The organism is Lysinibacillus sp. UGB7 (assembly GCF_049058285.1).
GTDB classification, from domain to species: Bacteria; Bacillota; Bacilli; order Bacillales_A; family Planococcaceae; genus Lysinibacillus; species Lysinibacillus sphaericus_B.
Genome location: NZ_JBMGUV010000027.1, coordinates 45,403 through 69,108, shown reverse-complemented (window position 1 = coordinate 69,108; position 23,706 = coordinate 45,403). Strand labels below are relative to the sequence as shown.

General features: G+C 38.0%; 21 protein-coding genes. 14 read left to right on the top strand and 7 right to left on the bottom strand.

What is annotated here, in order from left to right; all coding sequences use genetic code 11:
- Positions 1-65 precede the first annotated feature (65 nt).
- Positions 66-692 (top strand): TetR/AcrR family transcriptional regulator, encoded by a 627-nt coding sequence (locus ACOMCU_RS20625; protein WP_421051253.1) that lies wholly within the window; start codon positions 66-68, stop codon positions 690-692.
- Between the two features lie 287 nt (positions 693-979).
- Here ACOMCU_RS20625 and ACOMCU_RS20620 read toward each other — a convergent pair whose 3' ends face one another.
- Together ACOMCU_RS20620 and brnQ are read right to left on the bottom strand one after the other, a co-directional pair.
- On the bottom strand, positions 980-2,365 hold the full coding sequence (locus tag ACOMCU_RS20620) for a S41 family peptidase (protein WP_421051248.1): 1,386 nt from the start codon (positions 2,363-2,365) through the stop codon (positions 980-982).
- A 649-nt stretch (positions 2,366-3,014) separates the two neighbouring features.
- Positions 3,015-4,325 carry a branched-chain amino acid transport system II carrier protein gene (gene brnQ / locus ACOMCU_RS20615; RefSeq protein ID WP_421051247.1) on the bottom strand — a complete coding sequence of 437 codons (1,311 nt, stop codon included), beginning with the start codon at positions 4,323-4,325 and terminating at the stop codon, positions 3,015-3,017.
- A gap of 251 nt (positions 4,326-4,576) precedes the next feature.
- Between brnQ and ACOMCU_RS20610 the strand changes: the two genes are divergently transcribed.
- Positions 4,577-5,470 carry a C40 family peptidase gene (locus tag ACOMCU_RS20610; protein ID WP_010858052.1) on the top strand — a complete coding sequence of 298 codons (894 nt, stop codon included), beginning with the start codon at positions 4,577-4,579 and terminating at the stop codon, positions 5,468-5,470.
- A 333-nt stretch (positions 5,471-5,803) separates the two neighbouring features.
- On the opposite strand, the gene ACOMCU_RS20605 is transcribed toward ACOMCU_RS20610, so the two are convergent.
- Positions 5,804-6,703, bottom strand: coding sequence for an accessory Sec system S-layer assembly protein (locus ACOMCU_RS20605; RefSeq protein WP_421051246.1), 900 nt, complete (start codon positions 6,701-6,703; stop codon positions 5,804-5,806).
- On the bottom strand, positions 6,703-9,069 hold the full coding sequence (gene secA2 / locus ACOMCU_RS20600; protein ID WP_421051245.1) for an accessory Sec system translocase SecA2: 2,367 nt from the start codon (positions 9,067-9,069) through the stop codon (positions 6,703-6,705). Before secA2 ends, ACOMCU_RS20605 begins: the two co-directional genes overlap by 1 nt.
- A gap of 224 nt (positions 9,070-9,293) precedes the next feature.
- Between secA2 and ACOMCU_RS20595 the strand changes: the two genes are divergently transcribed.
- A complete protein-coding gene (locus ACOMCU_RS20595) occupies positions 9,294-10,370 on the top strand; it encodes a glycosyltransferase family 4 protein (RefSeq protein ID WP_107947436.1) in 1,077 nt (358 codons plus the stop codon).
- 454 nt (positions 10,371-10,824) lie between these two features.
- Here ACOMCU_RS20595 and ACOMCU_RS20590 read toward each other — a convergent pair whose 3' ends face one another.
- Together ACOMCU_RS20590 and ACOMCU_RS20585 are read right to left on the bottom strand one after the other, a co-directional pair.
- Entirely contained in the window at positions 10,825-11,886 is a 1,062-nt protein-coding gene (locus tag ACOMCU_RS20590; RefSeq protein WP_421051244.1) for an LCP family protein, read from the bottom strand.
- Positions 11,887-12,224: 338 nt separating this feature from the next.
- Complete coding sequence (locus ACOMCU_RS20585; RefSeq protein ID WP_010861181.1) at positions 12,225-12,860, bottom strand: YigZ family protein; 636 nt, start codon at positions 12,858-12,860, stop codon at positions 12,225-12,227.
- 158 nt (positions 12,861-13,018) lie between these two features.
- On the opposite strand from ACOMCU_RS20585, the gene ACOMCU_RS20580 reads away from it, so the two are divergent.
- The 4 genes from ACOMCU_RS20580 to ACOMCU_RS20565 all read left to right on the top strand — a co-directional run bounded on the left by ACOMCU_RS20580 (position 13,019) and on the right by ACOMCU_RS20565 (position 16,829).
- On the top strand, positions 13,019-14,167 hold the full coding sequence (locus tag ACOMCU_RS20580; RefSeq protein WP_010861182.1) for a sensor histidine kinase: 1,149 nt from the start codon (positions 13,019-13,021) through the stop codon (positions 14,165-14,167).
- Positions 14,168-14,203: 36 nt separating this feature from the next.
- Positions 14,204-14,878 carry a response regulator transcription factor gene (locus ACOMCU_RS20575; RefSeq protein WP_010861183.1) on the top strand — a complete coding sequence of 225 codons (675 nt, stop codon included), beginning with the start codon at positions 14,204-14,206 and terminating at the stop codon, positions 14,876-14,878.
- A gap of 331 nt (positions 14,879-15,209) precedes the next feature.
- Positions 15,210-15,755 (top strand): DUF3225 domain-containing protein, encoded by a 546-nt coding sequence (locus ACOMCU_RS20570; RefSeq protein ID WP_010861184.1) that lies wholly within the window; start codon positions 15,210-15,212, stop codon positions 15,753-15,755.
- A 231-nt stretch (positions 15,756-15,986) separates the two neighbouring features.
- Complete coding sequence (locus tag ACOMCU_RS20565; protein ID WP_421051243.1) at positions 15,987-16,829, top strand: DegV family protein; 843 nt, start codon at positions 15,987-15,989, stop codon at positions 16,827-16,829.
- 26 nt (positions 16,830-16,855) lie between these two features.
- Here ACOMCU_RS20565 and ACOMCU_RS20560 read toward each other — a convergent pair whose 3' ends face one another.
- Positions 16,856-17,098 carry a hypothetical protein gene (locus ACOMCU_RS20560; RefSeq protein WP_421051242.1) on the bottom strand — a complete coding sequence of 81 codons (243 nt, stop codon included), beginning with the start codon at positions 17,096-17,098 and terminating at the stop codon, positions 16,856-16,858.
- Here ACOMCU_RS20560 and ACOMCU_RS20555 point away from each other — a divergent pair.
- From ACOMCU_RS20555 to flgL, 7 genes are all read left to right on the top strand, one after another.
- Entirely contained in the window at positions 17,088-18,455 is a 1,368-nt protein-coding gene (locus ACOMCU_RS20555; protein WP_010861187.1) for a DEAD/DEAH box helicase, read from the top strand. The genes ACOMCU_RS20560 and ACOMCU_RS20555 overlap by 11 nt on opposite strands.
- Positions 18,452-19,042 carry a ComF family protein gene (locus tag ACOMCU_RS20550; RefSeq protein WP_421051241.1) on the top strand — a complete coding sequence of 197 codons (591 nt, stop codon included), beginning with the start codon at positions 18,452-18,454 and terminating at the stop codon, positions 19,040-19,042. Before ACOMCU_RS20555 ends, ACOMCU_RS20550 begins: the two co-directional genes overlap by 4 nt.
- A gap of 380 nt (positions 19,043-19,422) precedes the next feature.
- Positions 19,423-19,836, top strand: coding sequence for a TIGR03826 family flagellar region protein (locus tag ACOMCU_RS20545; protein ID WP_107923592.1), 414 nt, complete (start codon positions 19,423-19,425; stop codon positions 19,834-19,836).
- 416 nt (positions 19,837-20,252) lie between these two features.
- The gene (gene flgM / locus ACOMCU_RS20540) at positions 20,253-20,513 is read left to right on the top strand and encodes a flagellar biosynthesis anti-sigma factor FlgM (RefSeq protein ID WP_010861190.1); all 261 of its coding nucleotides are present in this window, start codon (positions 20,253-20,255) and stop codon (positions 20,511-20,513) included.
- Positions 20,514-20,540: 27 nt separating this feature from the next.
- A complete protein-coding gene (locus tag ACOMCU_RS20535) occupies positions 20,541-21,041 on the top strand; it encodes a flagellar protein FlgN (RefSeq protein WP_421051238.1) in 501 nt (166 codons plus the stop codon).
- Positions 21,042-21,105: 64 nt separating this feature from the next.
- Complete coding sequence (gene flgK, locus ACOMCU_RS20530) at positions 21,106-22,695, top strand: flagellar hook-associated protein FlgK (RefSeq protein WP_421051237.1); 1,590 nt, start codon at positions 21,106-21,108, stop codon at positions 22,693-22,695.
- A gap of 73 nt (positions 22,696-22,768) precedes the next feature.
- Positions 22,769-23,692 carry a flagellar hook-associated protein FlgL gene (gene flgL, locus ACOMCU_RS20525; protein ID WP_421051235.1) on the top strand — a complete coding sequence of 308 codons (924 nt, stop codon included), beginning with the start codon at positions 22,769-22,771 and terminating at the stop codon, positions 23,690-23,692.
- Positions 23,693-23,706: the final 14 nt, after the last annotated feature.

Sequence of the window (23,706 nt, the reverse complement as noted above, 5' to 3'; positions counted from 1 at the left end):
GACAGAGATAATGAATCGGGTGCATCATGAATATTTCTACTAAAGACTGAAATAAGGTGGGAAATATGGCAAGGGGTAGAAAGATTAATTCTAATGGTGAACGAAGTAAACAACTATTGCTTGATAAAGCTGTGGAGCTATTTTCTGAAAAAGGCTATCATGATACAAAAATTAGCGATATTGTAAAAGCAGCTAATTTAACACAGCCTACATTTTATTTGTATTTTAAAAGCAAACAATCACTTTATAATGATCTGAATAAGAGATTTCAGCGAGGCTTTCATGAGATTATGAGTGAACATTCAGAGGCAGGTGAACGGGGAATAGAAAGCTTCATTAAAATGCTTGAGCAAAAATTATGTTTGTTATTCGTGTACATTATTGAAAATCCAAGGTTAACAAAAATTGGCCTTTTTGAATCTGAACAATCCTGTGTCATTAAATCGCAACTTACACAACAATTTATTCATCTTATAGTCCGTCATGATTGCGAACGTCTTTTTCAATTAATTGAAGTAGATTTAAAAACATTGGCAGATAGCTTAGTAGGCTCATTTGAACGTCTAATCTTGACAAATTTGCTAGAACAAAAAAGCAAGCCCTGTGAGCTAGCAAAAGATTTAGTACAGTTATATTTTATAAGAAAAGATAAGTACGATATAATACAAGCTCAATTTCAACTTGATAATTGACAATCTTTTACTATATGAATTAATTTCATAAATAGTTTTGTTATAAAGAAACACGAAAGCGTAAGGTGGCGACTCAGCTGGACAGTCGAGACCTTGGACTGAGCTCAGTGAAAGAAACGACTCGGTGCTTGCCCGCGTAAAGCGTTTGCCTATAACGGTATATAACTATGTGATACGAATAATTACTTTATTTTTGATAATAATATTCGGTATTGATATGAAAGTGAATTATGAAATTGATTTAAAAAAATCCCTTCTCCTTTAAAGTTAAAGGAGAAAGGGATTTTTTAGCTTTCCACAGCTATGTGAAGATAAATTCCATTTTGAAGCTTGTTACCTGATGGTTTTTGAACAGTTGGGTGCACAACAAGCATATACTCTTGCCCTTTAATTAAAGGTTTAGTTGGTGTAACAACTAAGGAATTTTCTTTATCAGCTTTTGTGGTAATGGGAATATCATTTCCACCTAAAGTGACAAGTTGTACACTGCCTTCAGGAATGGGTGTTGAGAAGGCTTGTGAGAATTTAACTGTAAATGTTTTAGTTGTCGGGACATTTTTTAAACTAGTTAACTCTTGGTAGTCTGTATATTGTGCTTTAATGGCATCATAATGCGCCTGGAAAATAGGTGCAGTGTTTGTTTGAATGTCGGGTTTAACGCCAATCTCATTTATTACATTGCCAGCTGGGCCTGTAAATTTGCCGACTGTGAGTTTTAAATAGCTACCATCTTGCAATTCATAAAAACCTTGCATGGCGCCTTTGCCATACGTTGTTTCACCATATAAAATAGCTGATTGTTGATCTTGTAAAGAAGCGGCAAGCATTTCAGATGCACTTGCGCTATAACGATTAACAAGAATCCGTGTATCTGCTGGGAATTTCATGTTTTGATGAGAGGCACGTACTTCATAAGATGCGTGAGCTTCCTGTAATAAATAGGCGATTCTTGCTTTTGGAAATAAACCCGTAAGTTGTTCAGCAGTCGTAACATACCCGCCGCCATTATTTTGTAAATCTAATATAAAGGAAGTAGCGCCACGTTGCTTTAATTGGATGAGGGCATCCTTCACTAATGTCGCACCGTCTTCTGAAAATGATGCCATAACGATATAGCCGACATCGCCAAATAGTAACGCAGATTCTACATTGGGTAATGTAAACTTTTTACGGGTGACGGTTTTTGTTGAAGTATTGCCGTCCTCATGTAAGAGTGTCATGTTTACTTGTGAGCCTTCGTTACCGATAAGCAGTGAAGAGACTTCCTGTGTTGAACGTCCAACAATAGATTGATTGTTGATAGAAATTATAATATCGCCAGCTACAACACCAGCAGCAGCAGCGCCGCCATCTTCAATTACCTGCAAAATATGAATGCCATCTTCATGTTCTTCGATAACTACACCAATACCAATCGTAGATAAGTTGATGCTATTCATGAAATCTTCAAATTCCTGCTTTGTAAAATATGTTGAATATGGATCTAGCATTTCGATAATTTCAGGGATTGTTTTCCCGTTTTGTACATTCCCATTCATCGTACCTACATAGTTTTCTGCAATAATTTCCTTTATTTCTGCTACAAGCTGTTCATTGTTTGCCGCAGAAGCATTAGCTAATGGAAAGATAAAAAAGCTAAAAATGAACACCAAAGACCACAATGCTTTTTTCATAAGACACCTCATTTCTAATACCCTATATTATACATGAATTTCCATATATCTGCGACTAAGAAAAAGACACGTCTGAAATTGATAGACGTGTCTCAGATTGACGACAAAAGGTATTCAGAATGATCACATGCCGATTACCTTGTGAAATTTTATCAGAAATATTCGTTATAAATAGCCCATATTAACGAATGGCTTTTCTTTCAAATACAAGTTTAATCGATTTCTTTTCGACGTGCTTAGGTTTGTTTCATGTCACTTTGATGACGTAAATGATCGACTTCTTCCACATGATGGGCCCAAATAGGACGTCCAATGGTTTTCCGATGTCAGCATTTCTAATTAATCTCTTTCATTATTACTATTGTTCGTTCGTTATCCTAGCCATCACCTCAATCATCTATAGACGACCCCTAGTTGATTGGAGCGCAGGTGGCGACTTCTGCGGGAAAAGCATGTGCTGAAGGCCCCGCAGGAGCGTAGTGACGAGGAGACTGAAGCCGTGCCCGCGAAAAGCGTCCACCGTAGCGGAAATCAACGGTTCATATAGATACTTCTATTTAAAAGAAAAAGGCTGTAGACAAACTCAATTTTCTGAGTCTGTCTACAGCCCGAGACACGTCTGTAATCGATAGATGTGTCTTTTAAGCAATTATTTTTTCTTGAAACTAATATGAATGATAAAGCCAATGATTGCGCCCACTATTGCAGGTACAAGCCAACCGAGACTCTGTTCATATAATGGTAACGCTTTTAAGAAATTTTCATAAGGAACTATTTTTAAATTCATTAGTTTTAAGCCATCGTAAAGACTAACCATGAATGTTGGGATTAATGCTAAAATGTAAACAATTTGTCCACCTTTAAAGAAGTTATCTACAAGTGATAATACCATCAATACCATTGCCAATGGGTAGATAATTAAAAGTACAGGAAGAGATGTATTAATAATCGTAGATAAGCCAACGTTTGTAATGGCTAAACTGAAAATCGTGAAAACTATTAAAAATGTTTTATATGAAATATTTGGGAATAGTTTATTGAAAAACTGTGCATTGGCAGTCAGCAAACCGACAGCAGTCGAGATGCAAGCTAGTAAAATGGTAATTGATAAAATAACACTTCCTAGATTACCAAAAAGTACGTCAGCCGACTTAGCAATGATGATACCACCATTATCTGATATACCAATGGCATCAACACTTGTATTTCCGATATAGCCAAGTGATATATATACAAATGCTAAACCAATTGCTGCAACAATTCCTGCAAAAATCGTCGTTTTGACTTGTTTTTTAGTATCAGACATACCCATGCCACGTAATGCCTGTAAAATAACGATTCCAAAAACAAGCGCACTAAGTACATCCATCGTTAAGTAGCCTTGAATAAAGCCTTCAGTAAAAGGTGAAGTTGTATATTTTCCAACGGCTAAACTAGATTCGCCCATTGGCGTTACAAAGCTTTTAACAGCTAGTAATAAAATAACAATCAGTAGTGCAGGGGTTAATATTTTTCCCACGCGATCTACAAGTTTAGAAGGGTTTATGGCTAAATAAAGTATTAAAGCAAAAAATAAAACAGAAGTAATGAATAGTGGAGCCCAGTGATCTGCTGCTGCTTCTGAAAGAAACGGTGCAATGCCGATTTCATAGGACACAGAGCCTGTACGTGGTACTGCGAAAAATGGCCCAATTGCTAGATAAACAATCGAAGTGAAAATGATACCGAAAACTGGGTTAACACGATTAGCAAGTAGTTGTAAATCGCCTCCTGCTTTGGCAACAGCGACGATAGCAAGTAATGGCAAACCTACACCAGTTATTAAGAAACCAATCATTGCCACTGTTATATGTTCTCCTGCTTGTTGACCTAATAATGGTGGGAAGATAATATTTCCTGCTCCTAGGAATAAGGCAAAAAGTAGTAATCCTACAGCTAGATTCTCTTTGATGAATTTCATAAAAATTAAAAACTCCTTTATTAGTGAAAAGATTAAACTTTCTAAAAATTTTAAATACAGAAGTGTATGTTATCATATGATTGATAATCATGCAACGAGTTAATCGTTGTAAAGTAGTCGGATTCTGTAGTATTTTATAAGATTGATAATTTGTTTGAAAAATAGTCAGTATTTCCGATTTCTGAATACACAAATTTTTAGTATGATAGACACACAAGGAAATATTCTAGCATGAACGGAGGCAATTTGATATGCAAAAGTCAAAAAAATGGAGAATTCTTGCTTTAAGTACTATTGCGACTTCATTTTTCGCAATACAAACGGCAGAAGCGGCGACATATACAGTACAAAAAGGGGATACATTATCCAAAATCGCCCAAAACCATCAAGTAACTATTCAAGATATTAAAAAATGGAATAATCTCTCGCAAGATACGATTTATGTTGCACAAAAACTAGAGATTACTAAACAGACGAATGGTGAAACGGTTAAGCCTTCGAAACCATCAACACCTGCACAACCAACTATCGCTACTCATACCGTAAGTAAGGGTGATACGCTATCAAAAATTGCTAAACAATATAATGTGGCACTAAATGACATTAAAATTTGGAATGGCCTAGAGAAAGATACGATTTATATTGGACAAGTGTTAAAAATTTCTCCAGTAGCTGTCATCCCCGATGAGGATCCAATACATAATAATGTGACTTCAGGTGCGGGTACATCATCAACAGAAACGACAAAAGATCCTACGGCTAATGGACAAGCCATTTATAAGAAAACTGTAGAGGTAGCTAATAAGCTAGTTGGGACACCCTATCTATATGGAGGCAACACACCAGATGGTCTAGATTGCAGTGGATTTATTTTCTATGCTTTTAACCAGGGTGGTTTAAAGATTGGAAGAAATAGTAGTGAAGGCTACTATTCTAGTAGTACCACTCATGTGAAGAATCCAGTAGCTGGAGACTTAGTATTTTTTGAAAATACTTATAAAGAAGGCATCTCTCATATGGGTATCTATCTTGGTAATAATAAGTTTGTTCATGCAGGTACTGAAGGTGTTGAAATTTCTGATGTTACCTATTCTTACTGGTCAAGTAGATTAGTAGCTTATAAGCGATTTGATATAGTGAAATAATTACAAGGCGATCTCAGCTAAATGTTGAGATCGCTTTTTATATTGGGATATTAGATGCTGTTATTCGGATTCGCTGATAGCAGTTGGAAAACCGCTGATAGAGTGATGATTTTCGCTGATAGCAGGTGGAAAACCGCTGATAGAGTGATGATTTTCGCTGATAGCAGGTGGAAAACCGCTGATAGAGTGATGATTTTCGCTGATAGCAGGTGGAGAACCGCTGAGAGTGACGAGTTACGCTGATAGAGAGGTGATTTTCCTTGATAGAATCATGCAATTTCCAACAGGTATAAAAAACTCCCCCCTTATGTAGAAAGGAGGAGTGCTTAATTATTATTCAGTTACACGTGCTGTCCAGCGGGAAAGGTCAGCACCTTTGGGATTCACTAATTGTGATGGGAAAATAAACGTCCAAGGTTTCGTTGAGTTTGGTTGCACCGTTAAAACTGGTTCCATTTTAAATGAGCCTTTGGCAATTTGTTTGCCTTTAGCATCAATAATTTCTATAGGTAGTTGTTCTAGATTGATAGCTTTACTATGGCCATTACGAATAAAGATCGAAACATTTAAACTTCCGTTATTCGCAAATTTAGCTTGTAGACCTGTGAAATTAACTTCTGTTTCGCCTAATTTCGGTAAAGTTTTTACGATTTTCGCAAGCTCTTCTTTCTGTGCAGGGGGCAACTGTTCTTCCCAAGTAGGATCTAGTTCTAATTGGTGTTCACGTAAAGATACAAGGTTAAATGCAATTTTCCAGCCTTCTTCAGGAACTTCATCTACTTTTATTGTAGATTTTTCAAATTCGAATACCCAAGGGCGGGTACTTTCAGCTGGGATTGTCCCCAGTGCTTTAAAATCGAATTTTTTTGATGCGACAAGCTCATCATTTTTATCCATAATGAATAATTCAATTTCTCCAAGCTCAATTGCCTCTGGTAAAGATGAGCGGAAAAATGCACGAACGAGCCAATTTCCAGAACGAGGGTCTTCATCAACACTAATGGATGAAAGTGATAATTGATTTGGTTTTAATGGTTCTAGCTCATTAGCAAGGAAGTTGAAAATGTATTTTTGCTCCTGTGGAACATCCCAGTCAGGGTGGAACGATAATTTTGTTACGACATCACGATTATCCCCGCTATTAGAAGAATCTTTTCCTAATAATTCGTTAGAGTTGATTGTGTTTTCTTGAACGACTTTGTCTGATTTTTTAAAGAATGAAAATAAGCCCATTAATGTTGGTCCTCCTGTTCAGCTTCAATCATCTTCATGAAGCCGGTAATTTCGATAATTATAGAACGACGTAGTTCTTGGAAGTTTTTGGCGAATAATTCTAAGCCTTCTCGTTGATAGATTCGCATTGGATCTTCTTGTTGGTAATGGCGTAAGCCGATACCTTCTTTTAGATGCGCCATTGCTTCTAAGTGTTTTACCCAGCCGCTATCTAGATAGCTAAGCATTACTTGGGGAATAACTGCCATGACACGCTCATCTTCGGCGAATTTCTCCATTTTTGCAGTTAACTCATCAACTGGTACTTGCAATGAATCTAAAATAGGAATTACTTTTCCTACTTCTCTATCAATTGTTACGGGAGACAAGAAAAGACTATTTAAAGATTGTTCCATTCCATCATAATCCCATTCTACAGAAGGCAATTCATCTGGCGCTGCATCTCGTACCGCAAAATCGACAGTTTCATAAAACATTTGCTTCAATTGTTCTAATAAATCTTCACCGGCTAAAATTTTGTCACGTAGACCGTAAATTACTGTACGTTGATCATTGATGACATCATCTAATTTTAAGTTGTATTCACGCATGCCGTATTGTGAGCCTTCCACAATGCGTTGCGTGCGGTCGATAAGTTCTTGTACATCTTTGTTTTGAATTACGTCATTTTCATCTGCAATCATTTTTGCAGAGAACTTTTCAACTTCTTCTTTTGCGTAACGGCGGAACATATCATCTTCAATAGAGAGAATAAAGCGGCTTTCACCGATGTCACCTTGACGACCTGAACGACCACGAAGCTGATTATCAACTCGGCGGCTTTCATGTTTTTCAGTACCGATGACATAAAGACCACCAAGTGCATGTACGTCTTCACCTAGTACGATATCTGTACCACGCCCAGCCATATTTGTTGCAACTGTAATACGGCCTTTTTGACCTGCTTCAGATATAAGCTCGACCTCTTGTTCAACCGTTTTTGCGTTTAACAATTGGAACTTCAAACCTTCTTTTTTCAAAAAATCTGCTACAGTCTCTGATTGCAGAATAGATGTAGTACCGATTAAAATAGGTTGACCTTTTTCATGTCGGCGTTTAGCCACTGCAGCAACATGTTTATATTTAGCTTCTTGTGTTTTGAAAACCATGTCAGGTTGATCAACACGTTGGCGTGTACGGTTTGTTGGAATTTGAATAACTTCCATACCGTACACTTCTCGAATTTCCTTTTCCTGTGTTTTCGCTGTACCCGTCATCCCAGAAAGCCTCGGATACATGCGGAAATAGTTTTGAATCGTAATTTGCGCCTGTGCTTTGTTTTCTTCAGTAATTGTGACACCTTCTTTAGCTTCTATCGCTTGGTGTAAGCCATCAGAAAGTGAACGACCTTCTAGAATACGACCTGTGAACATATCGACAAGTTCGATTTTGTCATCTTTAACGATATAGTCAACGTCGCACTTGAACATAACGTGAGCACGAACAGCTTGGATAACATAGTGGTAAAGTGTTTGGTGTTCAAGGTCATACAAATTATCAACATTGAAGGCAGCTTCAACCTTTTCAATACCTTTATCTGTTAAAGATGTAGCTTTTGTTTCATCGTCAAAATCATAGTCTTCTTCTTCTTTGAAGCGTTTAGCTAGCATGGATGCAATGCGGTGTAGTTCATCGTTCGCAGGCATTTTACCAGCAATAATTAGTGGTGTCTTTGCTTCATCGATTAGTACACTATCAACTTCATCAATAATAGCGAAGTGGTAGGCACGTTGGACTTTATCTGCCAGGCTGTGCGCCATGTTATCACGCAAGTAGTCGAAACCAAATTCAGTACCGACACCGTATGTAATATCTGCGTTGTAGGCTTGTTTTTTTGCCTCTGGCTCCATCATTGGCACGTTTAAGCCAACCGTTAAGCCAAGGAAACGGTGTATTTGTCCAACAAGCTCAAAGTCACGCTTGGCAAGATAATCATTTACCGTAATGACGTGAACACCTTTACCTTCTAATGCACGTACATAAGATGGAAGTGAAGCGACAAGCGTTTTCCCTTCACCTGTAGGCATTTCGGCAATATTTCCTTCAGTTAGTACAAGACCACCAATGAGTTGCACATCAAAATGACGCATACCTAATACACGTTTTGAGGCTTCGCGTACGACAGCAAATGCGTCTGGGATGATTGATGTAATTGGTTCACCTTGTTCTAAACGATCCTTGAAAATAAAAGTCATTTCTTTTAACTCATCATCTGACTTGTTGACATAAATTTCTTCAAGATTATTAATCTGTGCTACTATTTTATAGTAACGTTTTAATTGACGAGCACTTGTTTGCTCATTAGTACGTTTAAAAATTGAGAACATGAATTTACGCTCCTTTAAAGTTGTCTAAATGCTAGACACTTCATTATTCTATCAAATTTTACGAATGGTGACTACATTTGACATAAAGCATACGGACATAATAATAGGGAAATATGTCATTTGTGAAATGGTGGAAAATAAATAGAAAAAGTATATTTCACTGCTTGTTCGTGCTATAATCAAAATGGTTTAAAATGTAGATTATTTTTTTGAGGAGGAGAGACATGCTTTACGTGTCTTTAATAGCAGCGTTCGTTGCTTCCATTTTGTTAACTCCACTAGTTAAACGTTTAGCGTTCAGAATAGGTGCCGTTGACGCGCCGAACTATCGAAAAGTACATGCAAAAATTATGCCGAGACTTGGCGGATTGGCAATTTTCCTTGCGTTTTTAATTGGAGTGGCTATGCTATATCCGTTTTTAATAAACGCACTACCTAGGTTGAAGATTAGTGAATATGGTTTAATTGCAATTATTATCGGAGCTGCCATTATCGTAGCTACAGGTGTTGTTGATGATATGCGTGAAATATCGGCAAAGGCGAAAATGCTTGGTCAACTGATTGCTGCACTGATTGTTATCTTTGTTGGTGGTATTCAAATTGACTATATTAACCTACCATTTATTGGAGAATTGGACTTTGGCTTTCTAAGTATTCCTTTAACGATTCTTTGGATTGTAGGTATCACCAACGCCATTAATTTAATTGATGGTCTAGATGGTCTAGCTGCAGGTGTTTCATCAATTGCCCTTATTACATTAGCTGGTATGGCCATTATTATGAACAATATGTTTGTATTAGCGATTGCAGCAATTTTAGCAGCAGCAACAATTGGATTCCTATTTTATAATTTCCATCCAGCGAAAATTTTTATGGGCGATACGGGCGCATTATTCCTTGGTTTTATGATATCGGTATTAGCATTACTAGGTTTTAAAAACGTCACATTTATTTCGTTAATTATCCCAGTTATTATGCTAGGTGTTCCGATTTCTGATACATTCTTTGCGATTGTACGTCGTGTACGTATGAAGAAAAAATGGTCAGATCCAGATAAATCCCATTTACATCATCGATTATTGGACATGGGTTTCACGCATCGTCAAACAGTTCTCATTATTTATGGCATTGCCATGATGTTCGGTTTAGCAGCTATCATCTTCTCGATGGCAAAATTATGGGGTGCTATTTTACTCATCGCTGTTATTTTAACAGCCATTGAAATTTTTGTTGAAGTGATAGGATTAGCAGGTAAAAACTACAAACCGCTGTTGAATTTTGTGCGGATATTTAATAAATAAACACGAAAAAAGCAATCCTGCACATAGTGTAGGATTGCTTTTTTCGTGTTTAGGGTAGAGGGTGTAACGCTCGGGTAACTAAGAGTACCGCTCGGGTAGGCAAGAGTACCGCTCGGGTAGGCAAGAGTACCGCTCGGGTAGGCAAGAGTACCGCTCGGGTAGGCAAGAGTACCGCTCGGGTAGGCAAGAGTACCGCTCGGGTAGGCAAGAGTACCGCTCGGGTAGCCAGGAGTATCGCTCGGGTAGGTATGAGTACCGCTCCGGGACAAGGAAGGAACGCTCGGGTGACCAAGAGTATCGCTCAGGTGAGCCAAGAACTACCACTCGTGAGCCAGAAACGAACAAACAAGTAGCGAGCAGAGACCATAGACCATAGAAAAAGAAGAATTATTTCAATCAAGACATAAAAAAGCCTTTCCACAATCAAGATTGATGTTGGAAAGGCTTTTGATGTTTACTGTGCTGATTCGTTTGTTGCGGCGTTGTCTTCGCCAGCTGCGTTATCTTTACCAGTGTTACCACTAGTTAGGCTGGATGAAGATTTGTTATAGTTAAGATGGTTTTTGAGTGTATTCGTTACTTCATCAACTGATTCTTGATTTAATTGATAGTAGTAAACGCCTGTAGACATATCATCCGTACCATCTAGCGTTAAAGAGTCTATACGTGGCATGCCTTGTGTTAAATAGGACAGGAAAGATTTCATTTCACTAAATGTCATATCGGTCTTCATATTATCACCGATGGCTTTAATGACATCATCATATTTTGAAATGGCACCAACTGACCCCACTTGTTTAATAATAGCTGTTAAAATTTCTTGTTGACGTTTACCTCGTTCGATATCGCTATCTTGCTTACGTGTACGAGCAAGTGCGAGTGCTTCACTACCGTTTAAATGTTGTAAGCCAGGCTGAAGGTTGATTGTATTACGATCGAATTCATCCTTTTCATGTAAAGCATATGGTACTTCAGCTTCGATGCCACCTAATGCATCAACGACATCAATAAAGGCATTGAAATTCATACGTACATAGTAGTCAATTGGAATATCGAATAGACCTTCGACCGTTTCGATTGTTGATAATGTACCGCCTAATGCATGTGCATGTGTAATTTTATCTTTATAGCCTACGGAAGGAATATAAACATAAGAATCACGCGGGATACTAAGCATCTTAATTGTCTTCGTTTTATTGTTTAAAGTTGCTAAAATGAGCGCATCTGAACGCGAGTTTTCAGAACCTTGACCACGATTTTCACTATCATCAACACCGACAAATAAAATGGAAACATTATCATGCACCGGTTCTACTTTATCTTCACGTAGTGTAGAAATTTCTCGACCTTCCAGTACCTCGTGCGCTGAGTCTGCGGCATGTTCAGCCTGCTTCGTGATGTAGACACCATAAGCCGTGACGCAAATTAGTAAACTAGCAACGAGTAATAAGGACACTTTGATAATTAAGGAAGCTTTAGAAGACCCCTTTTTCTTTTTTACATTGTTTCTTTTCATAATTTATATATTCTCCTCTAATTTGGGAATAATGAAGCGATTAATCTTACTTGAGTACTAATTCAATACATGGACGAATGCAAAAATTATTTAATTCAGTAAAGCCTTCGGCGGATGCCGCGTTTATTGTTCACAAAAGCGAAGTGGCAGGTGGAAAATTTGATAAGAACTCATGTTAATAGAACTTCGCGTCTATGTGATAACTACTAACTGGGGTACAGCACGCAAGGTGGATTTAGCTCAAAGCTTGGGACTAATTGCGCTTATTGTGTAATTGATAAAATAGCTCAATATTAAAATTATACTATGGATAATCGGTGTTCGACAATTAAAACTATTTATTTCACAAGAAATTCGATAAAATTTGCATCCTCGCAAGTAATATTTGCTTGTCCGTTTGTTAACTCTGTTACCCAATTTCGGAACAAACCTTCTTGCTCTTTTAGCACAGATACAATGATTTCGACACCTTCCAGGTAGCGAATTTCTTCTAATCTATAGGAGGAACTACGAATCTCATTTTCTACTTTTCCAAGCCATGTGTAATCGATTGCAATTTTCATCATATGATGTAGCTTGCGCTCGACAACTTGTGCAGCGTGTATGCCTTCTGTTGTTGCTTTTCCATATGCACGAATAAGACCGCCGCCACCTAGCTTTATGCCACCGAAGTATCGTGTAACGACAACGACCGTATCCTTTAGACCTTGTTTTTTCAATACTTCTAACATTGGGACGCCGGCTGTGCCACTAGGTTCCCCGTCATCATTCGCCTTTTGAATATGATCATGTTCTCCAATTATATAGGCCGAACAATTATGTGTTGCATTATGGTGTAATTTTTTTATACTTTCAATAAAAGTAATTGCATCCTCTTCTGTCTCCGTACGTTCTATATAAGTGAGAAAGCGAGATTTAGAAATAATGATTTCGCTTTCGCCATAGCCTTTAACAGTTAAATAGTTTTCTCTCATATGTGTCATTCTCCTTTAAAATAGGGTTGTATTCTATAATTTTCATAAAGAAAAAGCATTAAATTTTATGATTGTGATGCTATAATAGGTGTAGACTTATGAAATTGGTCTTTCAAAATAGTATGTAATCATAAGGACATTAGACTGGAGAGTACACTATGTTTTCAAATGATACCTTCGATTTAGAGTCGCTTGATGACGTATTTAATCGAATGTTAGATACAATAATGAGCTCCAAAGATGATATCTTCATTATAAGCGAACAAAGCCGTAGAAGCTTCGAAGATATGCAAAAAGAGCTAGAAATTGTTCGAAAACAAATATCAATAGTCATCGATGAAGGCGATGCTTTAGAAAAAAGTACGCAGCTTGCTAAACAAAGACTTGTGTTAGTGAGTAAAGCATTCGATAATTATACCGAAGAACAAGTTAGAGATGCATATGAAACGGCACATGATTTTCAAGTGAAGCTATCAGTCATTAAAACTCAAGAAAAGCAGCTACGTGACAAAAGAGATGACTTAGAGAGAAGATTAAGAGGATTACTCGATACGATTGAACGTGCTGATCATATTGTCAATCAAGTGAATGTGGTTTTAAATTATTTAACATCGGATTTAAAAAATGTTGGATTAGCGCTTGAACAAGCAAAAATGAAGCAGGATTTTGGTATCCGTATAATCGCTGCGCAAGAAGAAGAGCGTAAACGATTATCAAGAGAAATTCATGATGGACCTGCTCAAATGTTGGCAAATGTATTAATGCGTACAGATTTAATTGAAAGAACGTATCGTGAAAAGGGCATTGAAAATGCTTTGGCAGAAATAGCCGATTTAAAGAAAACGGTGCGTAATGCATTATCTGAAGTGCGTCGTATTATTTACGATTTACGACCAATGGCGCTCGATGATTTGGGCATTATTCCGACATTAAAGAAGTATTTGTCGACAGTGACTGAATATAATCCTGGTGTTGAAATTCATTTCCAATCAAGAAGCACCGAACAACGTATTCCTTCAAACTATGAAGTATCCATTTTCCGATTAGTGCAAGAATGTGTAACCAATTCCATGAAGCACGGAAAATGTAAGGATATATGGGTCAAGCTTGAGTGGTTGAGCAATGCGGTAAATATCGTTGTCAAAGATGATGGCGTTGGATTTAATCCACAAGGTGTCAAAGACCATTCTTTTGGTATCTTAGGCATGAGAGAACGCATTGAAATATTAAATGGTACAATCTCAATTGATAGTGAGATAGATCGAGGCACAACGGTCCTATTTAAAATTCCGTTAGAAGTAGAGTGAAGCAATTTGTTGCAGAAATTTAGGGGGTAAAGACTTATGACGAAGATTATTATTGTAGACGATCACCAGCTATTCCGTGAAGGGGTAAAACGTATTTTAGATTTTGAAGATACCTTTGATGTAGTTGCTGAAGGTGACGATGGCACAGATGTAGTAAATTTATACGCTGAAAACCAACCAGATGTAGTATTAATGGATATTAATATGCCAGGTAGAAATGGTGTAGAAGCAACAGCAGATTTAATTGCAGAATTCCCAGATGCCAAAGTAATCATGCTATCTATTCATGATGACGAAACATACGTTACACATGCACTGAAATCAGGTGCACTTGGTTACATGTTAAAAGAGATGGATGCTGACGAAATCGTAGAAGCAATTAAAGTAGTAGCGAATGGTGGTTCTTACCTACATCCAAAAGTAACAAAAAATTTAGTAGCAGAATTCCGTCGTCTTTCTGAGCATGAAAACAAAGGTAACTTCCATCAAACAGAAATTCGCCGTCCATTCCATCTATTAACGAAACGCGAATGTGAAGTATTACAACTACTAACAGACGGTCAATCAAACCGTACAATTGGTGAGACATTGTTCATTTCTGAAAAAACAGTCAAAAACCACGTTTCAAGCATTTTACAAAAAATGAATGTAAATGACCGTACGCAAGCTGTTGTAACAGCTATTAAAAACGGTTGGGTTGAAGTACGATAACTGCATAACATTGGAATAAAAGCTGTTTTTAAAAGCTACTTGATATAAGAAGTAGTTTTTAAAGCAGTTTTTTATCGTGTTCAGCAAAAAAATATCAAGCATGATAACTAAAGAAGTGAACTTACACGATTCGTTTTTTAAATGAAATCCAAATGTACGTTGTTATGGAAATAAAGCCTCCAGAAGTAATTAGATAGAGGCGTAATAGATTGTGCAACATTTTTTAGTTTATAACGTCATAAGAAAGATGTAACAACTAAAAGTTGAAAATGCGCAACAAAATTCCTACGAAAGCATTTATATGCTACAATATTGCGCGGGAGGTTTTAAGATGTTAAAGAAAAGTATTCTAGCAGTTTTAACCTTATTAGTGTTAACTGCCTGTGGTAATAAAGATGACGAGTTAAGTGTGGAAGAGCGCGACCAAGTCATTGAGGATGGTACAGTAGGCTTTGAAATGATGGGAGAAGACATAGAAAAGGCTGAAAACGTGCCAGCAGAAGATGAAAAAGCAATTATAGCGGCATTTGATGAATATATTGCAGCTCTAAATGCGGAAGAAATAAATCGTTATATGCAAACAATATCGAAGGACCCAAAAGGTTTTAATTATGATGAAGAGAAAACGTATGCAACTGACGTTTTCAACCAATTTGATATTAAGCGTGACGTGGCAAATGTAACGATCGCGAAATATGATGAAAAAGAAGCGCAAGTTTTCGCTAACATGACAATGCACTCTCTACAGCTTGAGACGAAAGTTGAACATGAAAGTGCTGGGCGTCAGGTAACAGTTTTCGCCAAAGAGGATGAAGATTGGAAGGTAACAAGCGTCTTTTATATTGGAGACGACACAAAGTCAAGCACGGGCAAATAGAACAAGGGGAATTTAATTCCCTTTAACATACATAGGTAATGAATGTGAAATTTCGGTTTTATTCGACAAAGTTTCTTGTAGAATAAAGCTAATCCTCTAGTAAATGTCACGAATTTTGAGTGGTGTGAAGTGTACAAGCCAAATCAAAGTCTGAACAAGATTAGAGGTAAAATTGATTTCACATTCATTTCTTTTTACTGTAAACTATGGAACATAGGAGAGTGGACATGGATGAGGACGGCAATCGTAACAGATAGTACTGCATATATTACGCCTGAGGAACGTGAACGCTTAAATATTCGTATGATTCCGTTAAGTGTAAACATCGCAGGCGAATTATTTGCAGAAGAAATTGATATTACTGCATCTGAATTTTATGATAAAGTACGTGGTGCAAAGGAATTCCCAAAAACAACGCAGCCACCAGTAGGAGAGTTTGCGGCACTCTTCGAAGAACTGGCAAAAGATTATGACGAGGTAGTATCCATACATTTATCAAGTGGGATAAGTGGTACATATCAAGGAGCGGTCCAAGCAGGCGAAATGGTGGATAACATTGATGTGTACTCATTTGATAGCGAGATTTCGTGCGCTGTCCAAGGCTTTTATGTATTACGCGCAGCAGAAATGGCTGCAGAGGGCTTTTCAGCAAAGGAAATACTTGCGGCATTAGCGGACATGCAGCAGTATATTCGTGCTTACTTCATTGTAGATGACTTAGCGCACTTACAACGTGGAGGGCGTCTGTCTGCAGCAGCAGCCTTAATTGGTGGCTTATTACAAGTAAAGCCAGTCCTACATTTTGTGGACAAGGTAATTGTGCCATTTGAAAAAATTCGCACACGTAAAAAGGCATTGAAGCGTGCGGAAGAACTACTAGCTCAAGATGCTAGCAAGTACGAGGCAATGGATGCTGTTGTCATTCATGGCAATTGTCAAGCAGAAGCTGAAGAATGGATGGCGCAACTTGCGACAAGCTACCCAAACGTAAACTTTAAGTTAAGCTATTTCGGCCCAGTTATCGGCACTCACTTAGGTGAAGGTTCAATGGGTCTAGGCTGGACAAAAAAATAATTCTATGTGAAGACAGTCTCTACAGATTATTGTAGAGACTGTTTTTTATTTGGATGGATGGCGATTATCGCTGATAGGATGGTGAGAACTGCTGATAGCATGGCGAACAACGCTGATAGCATAGTGAGAAACGCTGATAAAATAGAGAAAATCGCCTGTAGCAAAGTAAGAATCGCCGCTAGCATAGTAAAAATCGATGATAACAACAGTGCAATCGCTGATAGAAGAATAATCACAAGGAGAAAGGAGCTAAACAATATGAAATACAAAGGATGGTTATTACCACCTGCATTACGGGATTTTCATGAGGGACGCATTTGGCTAAGAGAGCATACACCCATTGCAGAACACGATATGAAGCGGGCAATCGAACGAAATTACTTTAATATAATAGAAGGAATTCAAAAAACACCGCATCTAAAATGCATTCGATGCCATAACGACAACCCCCAGCAATTTACGATGTTTGACTGTTCAAAATGTCAGCAGCTATGTGTCTATTGTAGACATTGCCTTACTATGGGTAGAGTTAGCAGTTGTACACAATTGGTGATGTGGAGAGGGCCACAAGCCATAAGAGAAACAAGGCATTCATTAGCATGGACGGGGCAATTTACCAAACTTCAACAACAAGCAGCCGATGAAATGCTAGAAAGTGTTAAAGTAAAACGATCTCATCTCACAAATGCAGTGTGTGGAGCTGGCAAAACGGAGTTGCTTTTCCCATCTGTTCATTATGCATTGCAGAAAGGCTTGCGGGTATGTATCGCCACACCGCGAACAGATGTGGTATTAGAATTATTTCCACGCTTTCTCAAGGTTTTTCCACAAACGACGATTCATGCATTATATGGGGGCGCTCCACTGCAACAAGGTTACGCCCAACTTGTCATGGCGACTACCCATCAGCTATACCGTTTTGAGCAAGCTTTTGACGTCATGATTGTCGATGAAGCGGATGCATTTCCCTATATATTTGATGAAACATTAAAAAGAGCTGTGTACAAAGCAAAAACTGCCGAGGCGCCGATACTTTTTGTAACAGCAACCCCATCGCAAAAGTTACTGAATCAGCATCAAAACAGATGCTATTCCTTTATTCCGAAGCGCTATCACAATCATCCTTTGCCAATGCCTCGCTATAGTTCGTTATGGGGCTATGAAAAAAAGTTGAAAAAAGGCGTGATTCCGCTGAAGCTGAAAAAGTGGACAGAGGATAGACTTGCGCAAAAAGAGCCATTCCTTATTTTCTTGCCAAAAGTGGAGTTGTTGGATATTGCCATCCCACTTTTTCAAGTATTACATGCTCGTATTTTAGCAGTTCATGCAGCGGACCCTGAACGAAAAGAAAAGGTACTCAAGCTACGCAATGAAGAAATTCCTGGATTATTAACGACGACTATATTAGAAAGAGGAATTACTATAAAAAATGTTCAGGTTGCTGTTGTCGGGGCAGAATCTTCTATTTATACGTCAAGCGCACTGATTCAAATTGCAGGACGTGTTGGGCGAAATATAGCTTTTGCTGACGGCGATGTTGTATTTTTTCATCACGGCATTACAGTAGAAATGGATGAGGCACGAGCTAAGATACAATATAACAATAAGATAGGACTCTCACTATGAATAAAAAGGAAACACATTGCTTACTATGCGCTCAGCCTCTGCAATCAGCACCTTCATGGAAAACACTTTTAACTAAACAATTCCCACCGTGCATTTGTCAAAAATGCGCTTCACGATTTGAACGCAACACTACAACATCAGCATTGTATCAATATAATGACGCCATGAAAGACTATTTGCATCAATATAAATTTCTCCAAGACGTGGCACTAGCCAAAGTATTTCGTCAGGAGCTACAGGATCAATTCAAACATGAAAAATCGCCTATTATCCCAATACCGATGCATCCCTTAAAACAAAAAGAGCGTACCTTTTCCCATATGGAGGAACTACTAAAAGCCGCAAAGATTCCCTATTTTCAACTATTAGAAAAAACAACGGCCGAAACACAAAGCTCGAAAAATAGAGAGGAACGATTACAAACGGCGTCACTTTTTCAGTTATTACCTAGCGTAACTGTAGCATATAAAGAATATGTCCTTTTTGACGATATACAAACTACAGGAACTACATTACGACATGCCACAGAAATTCTACTACAAGCTGGTGCCAAAAATGTTCGTAGTTTCACGTTAATTAATGGATGAAAATGAAAAAGCATCATGTATAATAGATAGAGCAAATTGTATAGTATAATTTAGCCAATTTATCCCGCAGTAACGGTCAATAAGACGCCTACTTTCAGTGGAAAGATTAGAGGGGCGATCAACTGACCGTAAAAGCCTGATTGATTCAACTAACAATCAGTGGGGATGAAGAACCCCCCACTGATTGAAGTTTCACTTTATCCCGCAGTAACGGTCAGTAAGACGCCCACCTTTAGTGGGAAGAGTAGGCGATCAATCAACTAACCGTAAAAGCCTGATTGATTCAACTAACAATCAGTGAGGGATGAAGGACACCCCCACTGAATCTGACTGAAGTTTCACTTTATATAATGATTATCATGCAAGAGGAGGAAGAGTAGATGGCAGAGGTTCGCAATTGTCCAAAATGTAATGAATTTTTTAATTATATAGGGGTAAGAGAAGTTTGTCATAAATGCGCTCAATCTGAAGAAGAATTATATCAAATCGTTTATCGCTTTTTGCGTAAACGGGAAAACCGGGCAGCAACTGTTGAGCGTATTGTGGAAGCTACAGGAGCAGAAGAAGAACTATTATATAGATGGGTTCGAAAAGGTCGTTTACAACCTGCGATGTTCCCAAACTTAGGTTATCCATGTGATAACTGTGGTCATTTAACGACAACGGGAAAACTCTGTACAAAATGCCAGAACGAATTAAAGTCAGATCTTCGCACATTTGATGCGGCAAAGGAATTCCGTGATGGTGTTGCACAACGTGACCGTGTAACATATCATTCTGATCGCAAAAGATAAAGACGGAAGAGACAAACTTTAACAGTATGAAGTAAAAGCTTTTCTCACTATAGTTGATAAGAATACAGTTTTAATAGCCCACTCTTCAACTAAAGACACCATTTTGCTGTTGCCAGTTGGGGTAGGAGACTGTTTCAAAACTAAAAATAGTATGCTAGGAGTACTCCTAGGCATACTATTTTTGATTTAAGGTAAAAAAATAGCACGACACCCGGAAGGAAACGTAAATAAGTTCCGTGGCTCATGACATGCCCACCGAAAAACTTAGCGGGTTTCTTACCCATAAAAATGATGGTATTTCTTATTTAAGGGATTTTTTAGATAGCACCTTCTCTTTTTTTATGTTTGAAACTTAACATTGTGTGAGAAAGTCCGAAATAATAGGAAGATAAGCTTTTTAGATAGGGGGGTCTGACATGAAAATTACATCTTATGGTGTGAATGCTGTAAACGCTTATAAAAATCAAGTGCGCAATGTAAAATCAGGTGACAACAAAGCATCTTTCGCCGATAAAATTGAAATTTCAAAAACCGCACAGGAAATGCAGGGTGTATCAACATATAGCGCTGAGCGTGCTGAGCGTGTACAGCAATTAAAAGCAGATATCGCTTCTGGTGATTACAAAGTAAATGCACGCCAAGTTGCAGAAGATATGCTGAAATATTATCGTTTCTAGGGAATAACAGAAAGGGTGTTTAGCAATATGTCTGTAGAAGCAATTTGTTCTACATTAACAAAGCTAGAAAGAATGCATAAAAGCTTACTTGAACTAGCCTTCAAAAAAACTGAAATCATTAAATCCGGCAATATCGAAGCACTGGACCAAATGCTCAAGGATGAGCAGGCACATATAGCGGCCATCGATAAGCTCGAGCAACAGCGTCAAATACAGGTAACGGACTACCTTGAAGCAAAAGGATTTGCTTCTACTGACAAAATGACTGTCGCTGATGTCATCGAGGCTGCTGAACAACCTGCTGAAAAAGACACACTTTCAGCAGTGCGCAATCGATTAATGCTAATCATAGAGGATTTACGTAAACAAAATGATTTAAATCAAAAGCTAGTATTTCAATCACTACAATTTGTCAATCTGACACTAGATACAATACGTCCGCGCCCTGAGCAAATGAACTACTCAGGCAGTGAGGTACGCGGCACAAATACAGTTGCCAAAAAATCATATTTCGATTCTCAAGCATAGGTTTTTGCGCCTGCGCGAAACTAATTGCTTGATTTTTTGGACGTTACTATAGGGAGGAAAAAGAATGCGTTCTACATTTATGGGTTTAGAAGCAAGTAAACGAGGTTTATTCACACAGCAAACAGCTTTATATACAACAGGACACAATATATCGAATGCCAACACGCTTGGCTACTCTCGTCAACGAGTAAATATGCAAGCAACACCAGGTTTTCCAACAGCCGGTTTAAACCAGCCTATTTACCCAGGGCATCTTGGTACAGGGGTAGAAGCAGGTTCGATTCAACGTATTCGTGACGAATTCATCGACCGTCAATTCCGCCAAGAAACAAATAAGTTTGGCTATTGGGAATCGAGAACAAAAGCCATTTCTCAAATGGAAGATATTATGAGTGAACCTTCTGAATTTGGTTTAGATAAAGCATTTGAACAGTTTTGGAAGGGACTAGAGGACGTTGGTACAAAGCCAGCCGATGCGGCTTCACGTAAGGTTGCCATTAGACGTGCTGAACATTTAGCTGAATCATTTAATTATATGGATACACAGTTAAAAATGATTCAAGGTAACTTAGGTAAAGAGCTTGACGTTTCTACTACTCAGATTAATACGATACTTAAACAAATTGCAGCCCTTAATAAACAAATTCAAGAGGTTGAGCCGAATGGTCATGTTCCAAATGACTTATACGATGTACGTGATGTTTTAGTAGACAAGTTAAATGAGTATATTCCAGTGTCTATTGAGCGCATGCCTTCTGGCGGTAAAGCCTTAGATGTAGCTGAGGGTAGTTTGAAAATTACTTTTAAGGGTGCTGACGGTGTTGTAAGAGATTTAGTGGATGGAAAAGATTTTGCTCAATTCACTGTCATGGGAACTAGTGGGCAGGTTACAGGGGATGATATTACAAATATTTTCTCTGAAATGCAGTTAACAGGTATAGAATCTTTAGAGGCACATGAAGCAGGTACTGTAAATAGTACACAACAAGCGATTAAACAAGAAGACTTCGAAGCTTCGAAAGGGAAATTTTTATCTTTAATTAATTCCTACGGCTACCAAAGTGCAAATGGTGATATAAAGGGTTATTATCCAGAAACGTTAAAAAAATTAGATCAACTAGCCGATGCATTTATTAAAGAATTCAATGCTCTTCATGCACAAGGCTATACGCTTGAAGAAAAGGACTCAGCAGGAAATGTTATAAATCCATCAGCTAACGGTGGGCAGTTCTTTGAAGGTACTGGTGCAGGCGGTATTAAAGTAACTGACGCCATTTCAAATAATCCGAATCTTATTGCCGCAGCTTCAGGTGCAGCAGAAGAAGGTGATGGTAAGCATGCGTTCGAGCTTGCCAATATGCAACATAAACTGTTTGCGGATATCGGTAATGCTACTATGCAAACATTTTATCAAGGGGTTATTGGACAGATTGGTGTAGATGGTGAGGAAGCACTGCGTTTATTTTCAAGTTTTGAATCACAACGTCTTATGGTTTCAAATAGCCGTGACGCCATGAGCGCAGTATCTCTAGATGAAGAAATGACGAATATGATTACCTTCCAACAAGCCTATAATGCCAATGCACGTATGATTACTGTTGTTGATGAAACGCTAGACAAGATTATCAACGGTATGGGTCGTGTAGGGCTATAAGATTTATTTTTTAATATAGTATTAGTGAATCGGAGACATACCTCTCCAACTTAAAGAAGGGGGTTTTTGCAAGATGCGTGTAACACAATCAATGCTTTCAAATAATATGTTACGAAATTTAAACAACAGTTATGGTAAGATGTCCAAACTACAAGATCAAATAAACTCAGGCTCTAAAATTACTCGACCGTCAGATGATCCTGTAATCGCAGTAAAGGGGATGGGCTATCGCCGTGATTTAGCTAAAGTTGAGCAATATTCTCGAAATATGATCACAGCAAATAGCTGGTTAGATTCAACAGATGAATCACTTAATCAGGTTGGCGAACAAATGAAACGTGTTCGTGAACTAGTTATTCAAGCTGCAAATGATACAAATACACCAGAAGAACGTGAAAAAATAAAAATGGAGATTGACCAAATTCGTCAGCAACTTCAGGATGTAGCAAACACAAACGTAGCAGGTAGCTATCTTTTTAGTGGAACGAATACAAATCAACCATTATTTACGCCAGCGGCCGGTGGTGGAAAAGAGATTAATCCAGCGCTTAACGGTGCGAATAATTCTGTAAACATAGAAGTTTATGATGGTATTCAAATCCAAGTGAATACACCTGGGAAGGATCTATTTAAAAGTATAGATGATTTGATGGGGAAAATTTCTACTGTGCTAGGCGATCCAACCAAAACTGGCGCAGAAATTGGAGATACACTTGGTGGTGTTACATCGTCAAGTACAAGTGATGACATTACAGCAATGCATAACAAAATACTTGAAGCGCAGGCTGACGTGGGTGCACGTCAAAATCGTGTGGAGATGATGGAAAATCGTCTAGGTATTCAAGAGGTAAATGTAACAAAGCAGTTGAGAGATAATGAATCTGTGGATTATTCAAAGGCCATTACTGAAATGGTGACACATGAATCTATTCACCAAGCTGCATTATCAGTGGGTGCTAAAATTATTCAACAAACCTTAGTGGATTTTATTAGATAAAAATAGCTTCTATA

Bases quoted from the DNA above. Each gene is read 5' to 3' on its own strand.
- ACOMCU_RS20625 (WP_421051253.1), top strand. From the start codon at position 66: ATGGCAAGGGGTAGAAAGATTAATTCTAATGGTGAACGAAGTAAACAA.
- ACOMCU_RS20620 (WP_421051248.1), bottom strand. From the start codon at position 2,365: ATGAAAAAAGCATTGTGGTCTTTGGTGTTCATTTTTAGCTTTTTTATC.
- brnQ (WP_421051247.1), bottom strand. From the start codon at position 4,325: ATGAAATTCATCAAAGAGAATCTAGCTGTAGGATTACTACTTTTTGCC.
- ACOMCU_RS20610 (WP_010858052.1), top strand. From the start codon at position 4,577: ATGCAAAAGTCAAAAAAATGGAGAATTCTTGCTTTAAGTACTATTGCG.
- ACOMCU_RS20605 (WP_421051246.1), bottom strand. From the start codon at position 6,703: ATGGGCTTATTTTCATTCTTTAAAAAATCAGACAAAGTCGTTCAAGAA.
- secA2 (WP_421051245.1), bottom strand. From the start codon at position 9,069: ATGTTCTCAATTTTTAAACGTACTAATGAGCAAACAAGTGCTCGTCAA.
- ACOMCU_RS20595 (WP_107947436.1), top strand. From the start codon at position 9,294: ATGCTTTACGTGTCTTTAATAGCAGCGTTCGTTGCTTCCATTTTGTTA.
- ACOMCU_RS20590 (WP_421051244.1), bottom strand. From the start codon at position 11,886: ATGAAAAGAAACAATGTAAAAAAGAAAAAGGGGTCTTCTAAAGCTTCC.
- ACOMCU_RS20585 (WP_010861181.1), bottom strand. From the start codon at position 12,860: ATGAGAGAAAACTATTTAACTGTTAAAGGCTATGGCGAAAGCGAAATC.
- ACOMCU_RS20580 (WP_010861182.1), top strand. From the start codon at position 13,019: ATGTTTTCAAATGATACCTTCGATTTAGAGTCGCTTGATGACGTATTT.
- ACOMCU_RS20575 (WP_010861183.1), top strand. From the start codon at position 14,204: ATGACGAAGATTATTATTGTAGACGATCACCAGCTATTCCGTGAAGGG.
- ACOMCU_RS20570 (WP_010861184.1), top strand. From the start codon at position 15,210: ATGTTAAAGAAAAGTATTCTAGCAGTTTTAACCTTATTAGTGTTAACT.
- ACOMCU_RS20565 (WP_421051243.1), top strand. From the start codon at position 15,987: ATGAGGACGGCAATCGTAACAGATAGTACTGCATATATTACGCCTGAG.
- ACOMCU_RS20555 (WP_010861187.1), top strand. From the start codon at position 17,088: ATGAAATACAAAGGATGGTTATTACCACCTGCATTACGGGATTTTCAT.
- ACOMCU_RS20550 (WP_421051241.1), top strand. From the start codon at position 18,452: ATGAATAAAAAGGAAACACATTGCTTACTATGCGCTCAGCCTCTGCAA.
- ACOMCU_RS20545 (WP_107923592.1), top strand. From the start codon at position 19,423: ATGGCAGAGGTTCGCAATTGTCCAAAATGTAATGAATTTTTTAATTAT.
- flgM (WP_010861190.1), top strand. From the start codon at position 20,253: ATGAAAATTACATCTTATGGTGTGAATGCTGTAAACGCTTATAAAAAT.
- ACOMCU_RS20535 (WP_421051238.1), top strand. From the start codon at position 20,541: ATGTCTGTAGAAGCAATTTGTTCTACATTAACAAAGCTAGAAAGAATG.
- flgK (WP_421051237.1), top strand. From the start codon at position 21,106: ATGCGTTCTACATTTATGGGTTTAGAAGCAAGTAAACGAGGTTTATTC.
- flgL (WP_421051235.1), top strand. From the start codon at position 22,769: ATGCGTGTAACACAATCAATGCTTTCAAATAATATGTTACGAAATTTA.